Raw genomic sequence first — 13,450 nt, 5'->3', positions numbered from 1 at the left:
ATCAGAAGTTATAAGAAAGATTGAGACCGACTTTGTCCCCTCCTTGAGAATCTTTCTCAAAGATTGGAGAGATCCAGAAACTAGATTTGTAAGGTGCGGTGAAAAGATAGGCAAATCCCCATGCAATTCCTGCTCCTACACTCACTTGTAGAATAGAGTGTTTTTTGGCATAGACTCTTGAGGCTGCTGTGAGACTAGCTAGAATGATGGGAGCAACTGCGGCTTTCCAACCATAGCGATAATAAACAAAAGCAGCTCCTGAAAATGCACCAGAGCTATGCCCACTTGGCATGCCTTTGAAGTCATTAAATCCTGGGCGTCTTGCCCACATCATACTCGCTTCATTGCCTTTTCGTGCATACCATTCATTGAGTGATTTGATCCCTTCACTTGTGAGTTGTGTGGCCAAAGTCCCTAGACCAAGCTGAAGCAATCCCTTCCAATCTTGAATCGAAATAGTAGCGATCGCGACATAAAGGGGCATCAGTCTAAAGAGATCTCCAAACTCTTCAAATCCATTTTTTTTGGCATATGCGTGAGGAGAGAGCAAAAGAGTGATCAAGATCAAAATACGCAATATTTTCATGATTTTCCTTTGGGCAAAAGCGAAATTATAATCTCTTTGATGATTATGGATTGATTTTTTTGATACGCATTGAGTTAAACACGACAATCAAGGAGCTTGCACTCATACTAAGCGCTGCAAAAATTGGAGAGATATATCCAAGGGTGGCAAGTGGTATGGTGAGTGCATTGTAGAGAATGGATAGAATGATGTTGGCTTTGATTGTTTGATAGGTATTTTGTGAGATTTGGATAGCTTTGAGGATTCCATTGAGTTTATCTTGAAGCAAGATGACATCACTGCTTTGAAGAGCAAGGTCGCTTTTATCTGCCATCGTGAGACTAACTTGTGCGTTTTTGAGAGCAAGAGCATCATTGAAACCATCTCCAATCATTGCTACCTTTTTGCCTTGAGTTTGTAAAGAAGCGATGATTTGAGCTTTTTGTTGTGGTGTTTGTTTGGCGTAGTGGGTTGAGATTTGAAGTTCTTTTGCGATTCTTTTGACTTCGCTTTCTTCATCTCCACTGAGGATAAAAAGATGGAGATTTTTGGATTTTAGTGCTTGGATGACTTCTTGGGCATTGGGTTTGAGAGAATCTTGAAGGACGAAAATGGCACATAATTGGTGATTTATGGCAAATGCAAAAAGACTTCCCTCTAGATGAGGAGGTAGGCAAGGAATCATAATCCCAAGAGAGCGCAAAAATTCAATCCTTCCACCCACAAGCTCACCTTGAGGCGAGTTGGCTCTAATCCCTTGTGAGGGGATGTGCTCAAAATCTGTGATCTTGGGTGTAGGATGAGTTTGGAGTAGAGTGAGTGATGCAAGGATACCTTTGGCAATAGGATGAAGATCTTGTTGTAAAAATCCAATCAGCAAAGCAGGGTCATAGGGTGCAATTTGAAATTCTTGGATGAGCTTGGGTTGCCCTTGTGTGAGCGTTCCTGTCTTATCAAGGCAGATTGTATCAATTTGTGCCAATGCCTCTAGATGCGATCCTTGTTTGAAGATGATCCCTTGGGTATAGGCATGACTAAGTCCAATTGTATTGGCAATAGGTGTAGCAAGAGCTAGTGCACATGGACAAGCGATGATGATAACACTCACAGCGATTTTGAGTGCTTCATCAAATGGAGTGTGATGATAAAGGTAGAAACAAAAAGTCAAAAATGCAATCAATAAGACAATTTTTGAGAATCTTGAAGAGATCGCATTGGCGACCTGCTGAATTTTGGGTTTGGAGTTTTGAGCTTTTTGGACAAGCTCGATTAGCGTGTTAAGCGTGCTTTGTTCAAATGTTTGTGTGGTTTGATAGAGGATATTGTGTGTGAGGTTGATACTGCCTGAGAGGATAGGATCTCCTGCTTTTTTGGTAATGGGTTTTGATTCTCCACTCAAAGAGGATTCATCAACAAGTGCATAAGAGGAACACAAGATACCATCAATGATGATTTTTTCACCGACAAATACATCGATTTTGCTTCCAATTGGGATGGATTGAGGAGGGAGGAATTCTCCATTGATTCGGATTGTTTGAGGGATCTCTAGGGAAAGAGATTGTAGGGTTTGTGCAGCATGTGCCCTAGCTTTCTTTTCCAAAAATTTACCCAAGAGCACAAAAGTTAAGATCATGCTCACAGATTCAAAATAGGTTTCATGATCAATAAAAGTGGCATAAATTGAATACAAATAAGTCATAAAACTACCACTAAAAACAAGGAGATCCATCCCCACTCGCCGCACTCTAAGTCCTCTTATGGCACTGGTGTAAAAAATACTTCCACTAAAAAACACAACAGGTGTGCAGAGGAGAAAAGAGGCTGAGTTGAGAAGCAGGGAGTAACTTGATGCGATTCCTTGGAAATAGCCACTATATTGAGCAACAGCAATCCACATAATATTCATTGTGCAAAAAACAGCCACGATTAGCTTGGTGAAAAATAAGCGATTTTCTTCTTTTGTTTTTTGTTCCATCTGCTCCCCCACACTGATGCCATATCCAAGAGAATGGATTGTCTGGATGATTTGACTTAGTTTGATTTTGGAGGGATTCCAAATGATGGTTGCTTGATGATTGGTGTAATTGATAGAGGCTTCCAAAACCCCATCAAGTTTATTGAGCATTGTTTCATTGAGCCAAATACATGCAGAACAATGAATATTGTGAATGAGGATTGTGATTTGGGCCTGATTGGGTTGGGATTTGATGTATTTTTGCTCAAAGTTTGGCGTGTCATAATAGTCATAGTTTGTGATGTTTTGAAGTGGTGGAGAGAGTTTGGTGTCATGGAGTTTGCTATAGAAGGCTTGGACATCGCACTCTTGAAGTAGAAAATAAACACTCTTGCAACCATTGCAACAAAAATACAGCTCTTTGCCATCACTGATGCATCTCTCCAATGCATCAGGTGAAAAGAGATTTTGGCAATGGCTACACTTTTGCACTATTTTTGAATGCTATGCACAAAAGGAACAGATTGGATTCCTACCTTTGAGACATCTTCGCTATTTTGTTGGATCATCTTGATGTTTTGTGTTTTGTCTTTGGGTGTGAGTTTGTAGTCAGGATTGAAAACTTCTTGGAGGATTTTGAGCTTTTGGCGATCATCTTTGAGTTTTGCAACTTTGTCATAGATCAGCTTTGCTTTATAAGCAGATTCTTCACCCAAAAATGAAACAAGTAAGATTTTTACATCACCTTCTTTGAGCTTGTCTTGAATAGTGTCAAGTTCTTTTCTGCACCCTGGGCATCGAGGATCAGAGACGAGATAGAAAGTTTGTTTGGGTTTTTTGGCTGTAGATTTGAGAGAAATCAAGCGATCCTGTGCAATGGAGGGGAAGAATTTGTTGAGAGCCTCAGGATTGGGTGGAGTAGGTTTGGGTTGTGTGGATTGATAGGCTTGTGCAAGGATAGCCAAGTCTTTGTCACTTTTGGAGAGAAAGATATTGGATAGACCAATGATGATATTTCCATCTTCTGTCGCCAAAGCGGCAATCTCAGTTTTATCTTTTTTATCATTGAGAATCACAACTTTGAGATTTTTGCTTCCATCAAGATCCAAAACTTCCTTGACTTGAATATCTCTTTGAGTCTTTTTGCTTAAAAGATCAGCGACTTTTTGTTTGTAGGTTTGGCTTGTAGCCAGCATCAATGAGGCTGATGCTAGCAATAGCAGGGCTTGTTTTTTCATTTTTTCTCCTTTAGCTAAAATCTCATTTTACTTGAAAAATTATTTAGTTTAAATTATCCAAAATGAGCTGATTGAGTTTTTCACAAAACTCTTTTGTATCACCTAGATTGCCACTCTCAAGAAGTTTGGCATTGCCATAGAGAAGAGTGATGAAATCTTTTTGCTTGCTTGAGTCTTGGATATTTTTTAGTCCTTGAATGATGGGGTGAGAGATATTGAGCTCAAGGATTTTTTCATCAGGCATTTTTTGTCCCATTTGGGCCATTAAGTTTGCCATCATCGGATTGCTTGCTTGAGAGAGAAGGCAGAGTGGAGAATCAAGATTTTGAGCCAATTTGACCTCTTTGACTTCGCTTGGTAGAGCTTCTTTGAAAGTTTGAATGAGTGATTGGAATTCTTTTGTGATTTCCTCTGTGATCTCTTCTTGCACTTCTTGCAATGCCTCTGTAGAGGTGATGTCTTTGATTGGTGATTGATTAAACTCACTTACACTTGGCATCACAAATGAATCAACTTCTTCAGTTAGAAGCAAGACATCAAAGCCTTTTTTGGTGTATTTTTCAAGAGCTGGAGAGTGCTTGAGGATCTCCAAATCATTTCCCAAGAGATAGTAGATACTTTTTTGTTCTTTGGGCATTGAATCTTTATAGGCTTGAAGAGAGATGTTTTGACCCTGCTTGACTGAGTAAAAGCGTAGGAGTTCTAAGATTTTGTCTTTGTGTTCAAAATCACTATAAAGTCCCTCTTTGAGAACATTCCCAAACTGAGCATAGAATTCTTTGTATTTTTCCTCATCTTTTGTAAGTGTTGCAATTTCACTCAAAATTTTCTTAGTGGATGCGGATTTGATTGTGGAGAGGATTTTGTTTTGTTGAATGATCTCGCGACTAACATTGAGGGGGAGATCTTCCGTGTCGACGATTCCTTTCACAAAGCGCAAGTAAGTAGGAAGAAGCTCTTTGTCATCATCTGTGATAAAAACACGCTTGACATAGAGTTTCACGCCAGATTTGTAATCCACACGATAGAGATCAAATGGAGCTTTGCTTGGGATGTAAAAGAGGGTTGTGTATTCTAAGTTACCCTCTACTTTTGTATGGATCCAAGCCATAGGATCGTTGTTGTCATGAGTGAGGGATTTGTAAAATTCTTGATAATCTTGAGGCTTTAGTTCACTTTTGCTTTGCTTCCATAGTGCTTTTGCTGAATTGACTTGATCATTTTTCTCTTCGATAATTTCCTCTTTTTTGCCATCTTTTTCTTCAGTTTTTGTTTGAGTGTATTTGAGAAAAATTGGGAATGCAATATGATCGGAATATTTATCAATGATGTTTTTAAGATCCCATCTTGAAGCAAAGTGTTTTTCTTCTTCTTTGAGATAGAGGGTGATCTCTGTCCCACTTTCTTCCTTGATGCAGTGTGTGATCTCAAATTCTCCTTTGCCATCACTCACCCACGCATAGGCTTGATCGCTTCCAGCTTTTTTGGTTTGGACAATAATTTTTTCAGCGACCATAAAGGCTGAGTAGAAGCCTACTCCAAATTGACCGATGAGAGCAGAGTCTTTCTTTTTGTCTCCACTTAGAGATTCCAAAAAGCTTTTGGTGCCTGATTTGGCGATTGTTCCAAGATTATCAATCAAATCTTGCTCACTCATCCCAATCCCATTATCAGCAATTGTGATGCTTTTGTTTTCTTCAAAACTGATGTTGATTTTGGGTGAGAAAGAGATGTTTTTGTACTGATCATCTGTGAGGGTGAGATAGTTGAGCTTATCTAGGGCATCTGAGGCATTACTGATGAGCTCACGCAAGAAAATTTCTTTGTTGGAATAAAGAGAGTGAATCATCAAATCAAGTAATTGGGTGATTTGAGTTTGAAAAGTATGCTTTGCCATAAGGTCATCCTTTGGATTTGATTTTGAAAACGGAATTTTATAACAAATCCTATAATTGCCTTATGATATGAGTTTGTTACGAGGGAATAAAATGGTCAAATTTTTGGATCTAGTGTCTCAATATCGGGGGATCAAAGATGAGATTTGCTCAACTATATTAGAGATTATGGATAAGGGAGCATTTGTCGGAGGAGAGTATGTGGAGCGCTTTGAGGGGGAGCTTGCGAAATTTTTAGGAATCTCATCTGTGCTTGGTGTAGGGAATGGGACAGATGCGATTGAATTGGCTCTAAGGGCTTTGGATTTGCCCAAGGGAAGTGAAGTGATCATCCCAGCAAATACATTTTTTGGGACACTTGAGGGGGTAGTCAATGCAGGCTTGCATCCTGTGTTTGTGGATTGTGGCGAAGATTATTGTATGGATGTGGGACAGATTCCATCTCGTATTACAGCCAAGACTTCAGCAATTTTGCCAGTGCATTTGTATGGTCGTATGTGTGATATGGAATCGATTATGAAAATTGCCAGTGATTTTGGTTTGAGAGTGATTGAGGATTGTGCACAGAGCTTTGGGGCTAGGATCTCTGTATTTGGTGAGAAAAGATATGCTGGAAGCATCGGAGATGTAGGATGTTTTAGTTTTTATCCTGGGAAAAATCTTGGAGCATATGGGGATGGAGGGGCGATTGTCACTTCTAGGCAAGAGGTATATCTATTGGCTCAATCTCTAGCCAACCATGGTCGAGGGATTGATAAGTATGAACATTTGCGTATCGGGCGTAATTCGAGATTGGATGGGATTCAGGCGGGAATCTTGAGTGTGAAATTGCGATACATTCAAGAATGGAATGAGCGTAGGCGCCAGTGTGCCAAGCTCTATAACCAACTCTTAGAAGAACTCAAAGACAGTGTGATAACCCCAAAAATAGATGACTGGGAGAGGAGTGTATGGCATTTGTATGTTGTGCGTTTGAGAAGTGGATTGAGCAGAGATGAGTTTATGAAATATCTCCGAGGGCAGTCTATAGAGTGTGGGATACATTATCCTATGTGCTTAGATCAAGAAAGCTCAAATGCTAGAGAGTGGAGCGGGCAGATTTTATCATTGCCAATGGGAGAGCATTTGAGGGATGAAGACATTGAGTGGGTGGTGAAAAATATCAAAGATTTTCTCAATAAAAAGCGTTTGAGCTAAAATTACAGGTTATGGCTTTTGCTTGGAGGAATTATGTTTAAAAGTATGATATGGAAGACGACTTTCTTGATGGGAATGTTGGCTTTGGTTGGCTTTGTGAGTTTTTCTTGGGTCTCATATAGAGAGGCAAAAGATCGTATGTTTGATGTGATTATTGAAGCTCAACGCCAAAAAATTGAAAACAATAAATTTTTTATCTTAGATCAGATTCGTCAAGTTCAATATGATTTTCAAAGATTTGCCAAGAATTTAGAATCAGGTGTCATCTTTGATTCAAAGATGCTAGAAAATATGCTCCTAGCTTTCTATAACGCTTCAGATTTTAGCAATGTTTTTATCGGGTTTGCAGAAGATGGACGCTCTCTTGTGGTGAGTCAAAAAAGTGAGAAGCCTAGTTATTTGACGATGCAGAATGCTCGTTTTGATGCAAGAAAAAGAGAGTGGTATCAGCTTGCTTATCGATCTGGGGGCAAGGTAGAAATGGGTGAGGTTTATATCGATCATCTCACTAATGAGATTGTTGTCACCTTTTCTATCCCTTTGATTGTGGATGGGAAACTTGTGGCAGTTCTTGGAGGGGATTTGCCTCTTAAGCGCGTAAGAGAGGAGCTTATCAAAAGCAAAATGTCTCCAAATTCCTATGATTTTTTGATCGATCGTCGCAACTTTTTGATCGTCTATCCCCAAAAAGATCTATTACTTCGACAAAATGAGGGTGTTTTGGGCTTGATGGAGGCTTATAAGCAGGCTGGAGAGGGTGTGCCATTTCGCTATAGCATCATAGGAGGAGATTCACGGAGCAAAATGTGTGCATCTTTGCCAGAAAGTCGATGGGTTGTGTGTTCTTCTTTGGCTGAGGGTGACTATGCATCTAAATTGTCAGCTTTGTTTAAAAAACAAATTATTCTAACCTTATGCTTTGTGTCTTTGATTGCTGCTGTTTTGTTTTTCTTGATTCGCTATCTGCTAGCACCAATCCGATCGATCCAAAATGGACTTCTTGAGTTTTTTGCATATCTTGGCGGAAAGAGCAAGAAGGCATCCAAGATCTCCATCAATTCACAAGATGAGTTTGGCATGATGGCAAGAGTGATCAATAACAATATGCAAAATATTCAAACTCAACTCCAATCAGATCATGCTTTGATCGCTGAGGCAAAGGATGTGGCCAATAGAGTGAGAATGGGGGATTATGATACTTTGATCCAAAACTCCACAACCAATACCTCACTTGAAGAGTTCAAACAAAGTGTCAATGAAATGATTAGTGCAACTAAGAAACATTTTGAGGAGACAAATCAAGCCCTCAGAGAATATAGTGCCTATAATTACACCAACAAGCTCAGATTGGGAGGAATCCGAAGTGAGGGGGCTTTTGATGTTTTGGTGCAAAATATCAATGCATTACGAGATTCATTGGCATTGATGCTTGAAAACTCTCTTGCTCAAGGACAGGATTTGCAGAGTAAATCTCTTATCCTCAAAGATTCTGTTCAAACACTTTTTGATGGGAGTTCTGAGCAATCTAACTCACTTCAAGAAAGTGCAATGACAGTGAGAAAGATCCATGAGGCGATGGGAATGGTCAAAGATAAGACACAAGAAGTCACCCGATATTCAGCTGATATTCGTGACATTGTCAATATTATCAGTGAGATTGCTGAGCAGACTAATCTTTTGGCATTAAATGCTGCGATTGAGGCTGCAAGAGCTGGAGAGCATGGGCGAGGGTTTGCTGTCGTTGCTGATGAGGTCAGAAAACTTGCTGAGCGGACACAAAAATCACTGAGTAAAATCGAGGCCAATACCAATACTCTCACTCAAGCTATTGATGAGATGAGCTCTGCAATTAGAGAGCAAGCAAATGGAATCTCAAGCATCAATGATGCGATTTCAAAACTTGAAAATGTCACGAAGCAAAATGCAAGAGTTGCCAATGAGACTGAAAAAATCGCAAAAGAAGTCGCAGATATGGCCAATCAGATTGTGGGAGAATCTATTTCTAAGCGTTGGTGAGACAGATCTGAGAGAAGAAGATTTGCACGAGGAGGGCTAATGGAATTTCTAAGTGAACTCACTCAAAATAATATCGCCGCATTTTTGTTGCTTCTTCTAAGATTTGCTGGATTGTTTGCTTTTTTTCCTTTTTTTGATAATCAATTGATTTCTACAAATATCAAAGGAGCACTTGTTTTCTTTTGTGCAGTTTTATTTTTTCCTCTTGTTCCTCCTATGCAATATGATTGGACCTTGGTGGAATTTATGATTGCTGGTGGGATGGAGATTCTGCTTGGTTTTTGTGTGGGTATGGTGTTGCAATTTGTATTTAGTGCGATCACTTTTGGGGGAGATTTGATGAGCTTTTCGATGGGATTGACGATGGCAAGTGCTTATGATCCTGTGAGTGGAGTACAAAAGCCAATCATTGCTCAAGTGATTGCGCTTTTGGCATTGGTCCTTGCTTTGAGTTTGGATTTTCATCATGGATTGTTTATTTTGGTCGCTCAAAGTTTCCATGCTTTACCTCTTGGAACATTTGCTTTGCAAGATCAGTTTGTCCAATATTGTGTGAATGCTTTTGGAAGTATGATGCTTGTTGGCTTGGCAATGGCGTTTCCTGTGATGGCTGTTTTGCTCTTAAGTGATGTGATTTTTGGAATGATTATGAAGACAAATCCTCAGTTTAATCTTTTGGCGATTGGATTTCCAATCAAGATCGCTATTGGTTTTGTTGTGTTGATGATGATTGTGGGATCGATTATGTATCACTTCAAGTTGCAAACGAGTGAGGCATTTGAATTCATCAAGATGATGTTTTGGTCTGTGAATTAGTAGGGTGTGCAGCTAGAAAACATTTGGGAAAAATTTTTGAGTGCTTTTCGGATGCTTTGAGGATTGGAGGTCATAAAAAGTGTTTCATAGTTTTGGGCAAAAGCACTCTTGCTCCAATTTGCCGAACCAATGATAAGAACAGTGCGATCGATGATCGCCATTTTTTGATGCATGAGGCCATTGTATTTTTTATTTGGGGAGGGTTGTCCCTCAAGTAGGCATGTATGAATATTTTTGTATTTGGATAGGAAGCCAATTGTGGAGCTAGGATTCTTATAATTGCTTGATTTATCATAGATAATATTGACTGATACGCCACGGGATGCTGATTTTCTAAGAGCTTTTGCGATCTCTCTATTGGTAAAACTATAGATTGAGATATTGATATTTTCTTTTGCTCCATGGATGAGCGAGATGAGATGATTGAGGGCTTGCTTATTTTCTTGAGGCATAAAATATAAAATCTCATTAGCATAGAGTGTGATGCAGGCTAGAAGGAGTAGGCATTTTTTCTTTAAAAAAATCAAGCTTGGATCCTTTTGAAAAATATCTTAAAATTCTAGCAGTTATAATCTGAGAAAAATTTTAACTTTGGGGAGTTTGCGTGAAGATTCTGCTGATCAACACAAATCCAGTCGTTCAAAAACTTGTTGAAATGACATCAAAAAAAATTGAGTGTGAGCTTGAAGTCATCGAATCTCTGATGGATTTAGAGCAGCTTAGAAATTTGGATAGGCTTGATTTGGTGATTGTCGATGATGATGTTTTGGTTGGTGCAGATTCGGCGATGATTTCTGCTTTACCTAAGAGCAAAACACTTGCCTTGGTCTCTACCCAAGAGTGGGCAGCAGCTTTGTTTCCTTTTGTGATTAGAAAACCTTTTTTGCCCAATGAGTTACTGGATCTTTTGCTTAAGGCTAAAGCATTGATTTCTAAAAATATGGAAGAAGATGAAGAGTTTAATCAACTCTTAAAAGATCTTGAGATCCAAAGCATCAAATCAGAAACGCAAAATGATATCACGACAGAAGGAAGCCATGAGAATCAAGAAGAATTTATCGCTAGAGAAGAGGAGCATCCTTCACCAAGACTAGAGGAATCAAGTGGGGGTGTATTGGATCTCAATGAGATTGCCAAAATCAAAACTTTATTGCATGAGGAAGATCACAAAGACAATACAAAATCTTCGCAACAAGATGGGTTGATGCTGCTTGAGCGGATTTTGCGATCAGGAAATACCGAGTCACTAAGACATATGCTCAATGGTATGCAGCTTACAATCAATATTTCTTTCCCCCAAAAGGATGACCAATGAGCGTTTTGATTTTGTCTGGTCCAAGTGGGAGTGGCAAGAGCACTCTATGTTCAGCGATCATGGAGCACATTCCCAATGTTTATTTTTCGATTTCATCGACCACAAGAAAACCTAGAGAAGGAGAAAAAAACGGAAAGGATTATCATTTTTTGTCTCAAGAAGAGTTTTTGAGAGAGATAGAAGAGGGGAGTTTTCTTGAATGGGCTCAAGTGCATACAAATTATTATGGAACTTCTCTGAAACCTGTGGAAAAAGCTCTTGAAGAGGGAAAACTTGTCATATTTGATGTCGATGTCCAAGGACATCATAGTATCAAAAAGCATTATGGCAAACTTGCAACATCTGTCTTTGTCACAACGCCTAGCAAAGCAGTTTTGGCCGATCGCCTCAAGGGGAGAAAAACGGATAATGATGAAGTGATTGAGATGCGCTTGATGCATGCTTATAATGAAATGCAGCATATTGATGAGTTTGATTTTTTGATCATCAATGATGATATCTTGCAGGCAAAAGAGGCGATTTTGGCAATTGTCAAAAGTTTGGATTATGTCCAGAATCCTAATAGAACCCAAAAGATTTTAAAAGAATGGGTTATATAAGTGAGGGTATAATTGATTCAAATCTACAACAAGGAGTGAGTTATGGCACCAAGTGCGACACAGATTTTGATTGTTTTACTTATTGTGATTTTACTTTTTGGGGCAAAAAAGATCCCTGAATTGGCTAAGGGAATGGGAAGTGGAATCAAGAATTTCAAAAAAGCCATGAGAGAAGATGAAGAAGAGGAAGTTATGGCTAAAAATGTCGAAAATAAAGTACAAGATGGGATCAAAACAACTTCTAAATTTGAAGAAAAGCAAAGCTGATGCTTTATCTCAAGGTCAAATATGAGTTAGATAAGATTCTTGCATGTGATGTTGTCCTAGAGCGTCCAAAAAATAAGGATTTTGGACATTTTGCGACGCCTATTGCTTTTGTGCTTGCTAAGGTCGAGAGAAAAAATCCCAAAATACTAAGTGAGGAAATTGCTGAGAAATTGAGAGGTTTGGCCTTGTTTGAAAAGGTTGAGACTCTCAATGGATATATCAATCTTACGCTCTCACAGGATTTAATCTCTAGTGCTTTGGAAGCTATGCTAGCTGGTTCGTATCAAGAGATGCTTCCATCCAAAGGGAAGAGAATCTTGCTTGAGTATGTCAGCGCCAATCCAACTGGACCTTTACATATCGGACATGCGCGTGGTGCTGTCTATGGGGATGCATTGCTGAGACTTGGAAGATTTGTCGGATATGACATACAGAGTGAATACTACATCAATGACGCTGGAGCACAAATTTCTATGCTTGGGCTTTCAATCTTGCTTGCTGGAAAAGAGATGATTTTGCATATCCCTGTAGAATATCCTGATCAGTATTATCGAGGGGAATATATTGTTGATCTTGCACGCAGGGCATTTGCAGAGCTTGGAGAAAGTGTATTTGTCTCTGAGGATATTGAGCGACTGGCAGAATTTGGCAAGAATCTTATGCTTGAAGAAATCAAAAGCAATTTGTCTTCTGCTGGTATTGAGTTTGATTCTTATGTGAGTGAAAAATCTCTATATGCACGATGGGAGAAAGTCCTAGAGAGCTTGAAGGGCAATCAAGGAATCTATGAGAGCGAAGAAAAGTTGTGGCTAAACTCTACAAAATATAGAGATGAAAAAGATCGCGTTGTTGTCAGAGAGAATGGTGAGCCTACATATTTGGCAGGAGATATTATCTATCATCAAGATAAGTTTTTGCGTCATTTTGACCACTATATCAATATTTGGGGAGCTGATCACCATGGATATATCGCAAGAGTAAAATCTGCAATCGAGTTTCTAGGCTTTGATTCTAGACAATTGGAAGTATTGCTCTCTCAGATGGTCAAGCTTTTGAAAAATGGCGAACCCTACAAGATGAGCAAAAGGGCTGGAAATTTTATTTTGATGCAGGATGTGATCCAAGAGATTGGTGCGGATGCACTGCGTTTTGTTTTCCTTTCAAAGACTCCTGATGTTGGACTTGAGTTTGACATCAGTGATTTACAAAAGCAGGATAGCTCAAATCCTATCTTTTATATCCACTATGCAAACTCACGAATCCATACTCTGATCGAAAAAAGTGGAAAAAGCTTAGAAGAGGTGATGCTAGCTCCAGTTGATCATCTTAGTCCAGAGCTTGCTCATCTAATCTTCCTTGCTTCACAGGTGAGCAGTATTGCTTTGAGTGCCTTTGAAGATCGCTCTCCTTTGAAAATGTGTGATTTTCTTAAATATTTGGCTTCTGAGGTTCATACTTTTTACAATGCGACAAAAGTTTTGGGCGATTCGCATCAAGATCTGATTCTCAAGGTTCTTTTGTGTGTTTCAATGAGTTTGGAAAAGGGGCTTGAACTTTTGGGAATCAAAGCCCAAAGGAAAATGTAGGC

At 39.3% G+C, this 13,450-nt stretch carries 12 protein-coding genes; 7 read left to right on the top strand and 5 right to left on the bottom strand.

Annotated elements, in window-relative coordinates; genetic code table 11:
- Position 1: 1 nt before the first annotated feature.
- The 4 genes from T391_RS0104340 to htpG are packed head-to-tail and all read right to left on the bottom strand — an operon-like array spanning position 2 to position 5,654.
- Complete coding sequence (locus tag T391_RS0104340; protein ID WP_027327305.1) at positions 2–586, bottom strand: phosphatase PAP2 family protein; 585 nt, start codon at positions 584–586, stop codon at positions 2–4.
- Positions 587–629: 43 nt separating this feature from the next.
- Complete coding sequence (locus T391_RS0104335; RefSeq protein WP_051420601.1) at positions 630–3,011, bottom strand: heavy metal translocating P-type ATPase; 2,382 nt, start codon at positions 3,009–3,011, stop codon at positions 630–632.
- Positions 3,011–3,757: a hypothetical protein gene (locus T391_RS0104330; protein WP_027327303.1), complete on the bottom strand. Its 747-nt coding sequence runs from the start codon at positions 3,755–3,757 to the stop codon at positions 3,011–3,013. The genes T391_RS0104335 and T391_RS0104330 overlap by 1 nt, the downstream gene beginning before the upstream one ends.
- A gap of 43 nt (positions 3,758–3,800) precedes the next feature.
- Entirely contained in the window at positions 3,801–5,654 is a 1,854-nt protein-coding gene (htpG, locus tag T391_RS0104325; protein ID WP_027327302.1) for a molecular chaperone HtpG, read from the bottom strand.
- A gap of 91 nt (positions 5,655–5,745) precedes the next feature.
- Here htpG and T391_RS0104320 point away from each other — a divergent pair, with 91 nt between their 5' ends.
- Genes T391_RS0104320 through fliR form a run of 3 tightly spaced genes read left to right on the top strand, consistent with a single transcriptional unit; the run spans position 5,746 to position 9,681 of the window.
- Complete coding sequence (locus T391_RS0104320) at positions 5,746–6,849, top strand: DegT/DnrJ/EryC1/StrS family aminotransferase (RefSeq protein ID WP_027327301.1); 1,104 nt, start codon at positions 5,746–5,748, stop codon at positions 6,847–6,849.
- Between the two features lie 33 nt (positions 6,850–6,882).
- Positions 6,883–8,865: a methyl-accepting chemotaxis protein gene (locus T391_RS0104315; RefSeq protein ID WP_027327300.1), complete on the top strand. Its 1,983-nt coding sequence runs from the start codon at positions 6,883–6,885 to the stop codon at positions 8,863–8,865.
- A 39-nt stretch (positions 8,866–8,904) separates the two neighbouring features.
- Positions 8,905–9,681: a flagellar biosynthetic protein FliR gene (gene fliR / locus T391_RS0104310; protein ID WP_027327299.1), complete on the top strand. Its 777-nt coding sequence runs from the start codon at positions 8,905–8,907 to the stop codon at positions 9,679–9,681.
- On the opposite strand, the gene T391_RS0104305 is transcribed toward fliR, so the two are convergent.
- Positions 9,678–10,208, bottom strand: a complete 531-nt coding sequence (locus T391_RS0104305; protein ID WP_051420600.1) for a phospholipase D-like domain-containing protein — start codon at positions 10,206–10,208, stop codon at positions 9,678–9,680. The genes fliR and T391_RS0104305 overlap by 4 nt on opposite strands.
- Before the next feature lie 77 nt (positions 10,209–10,285).
- Between T391_RS0104305 and T391_RS0104300 the strand changes: the two genes are divergently transcribed.
- From T391_RS0104300 to argS, 4 genes are read left to right on the top strand one after another with little or no spacing between them, the layout of a single operon-like run.
- A complete protein-coding gene (locus tag T391_RS0104300; protein WP_027327297.1) occupies positions 10,286–10,996 on the top strand; it encodes a hypothetical protein in 711 nt (236 codons plus the stop codon).
- Positions 10,993–11,595 carry a guanylate kinase gene (gene gmk / locus T391_RS0104295; protein WP_027327296.1) on the top strand — a complete coding sequence of 201 codons (603 nt, stop codon included), beginning with the start codon at positions 10,993–10,995 and terminating at the stop codon, positions 11,593–11,595. The genes T391_RS0104300 and gmk overlap by 4 nt, the downstream gene beginning before the upstream one ends.
- A 42-nt stretch (positions 11,596–11,637) precedes the next feature.
- The gene (locus tag T391_RS0104290) at positions 11,638–11,862 is read left to right on the top strand and encodes a twin-arginine translocase TatA/TatE family subunit (protein WP_027327295.1); all 225 of its coding nucleotides are present in this window, start codon (positions 11,638–11,640) and stop codon (positions 11,860–11,862) included.
- Positions 11,862–13,448 (top strand): arginine--tRNA ligase, encoded by a 1,587-nt coding sequence (gene argS / locus T391_RS0104285; RefSeq protein ID WP_034583838.1) that lies wholly within the window; start codon positions 11,862–11,864, stop codon positions 13,446–13,448. The genes T391_RS0104290 and argS overlap by 1 nt, the downstream gene beginning before the upstream one ends.
- Positions 13,449–13,450: the final 2 nt, after the last annotated feature.

This window comes from Helicobacter pametensis ATCC 51478 (genome assembly GCF_000518225.1).
GTDB lineage: Bacteria > Campylobacterota > Campylobacteria > Campylobacterales > Helicobacteraceae > Helicobacter_G > Helicobacter_G pametensis.
Note: the sequence above shows the minus strand (reverse complement) of the source record. Positions and strands in the feature narration are given on the sequence as shown.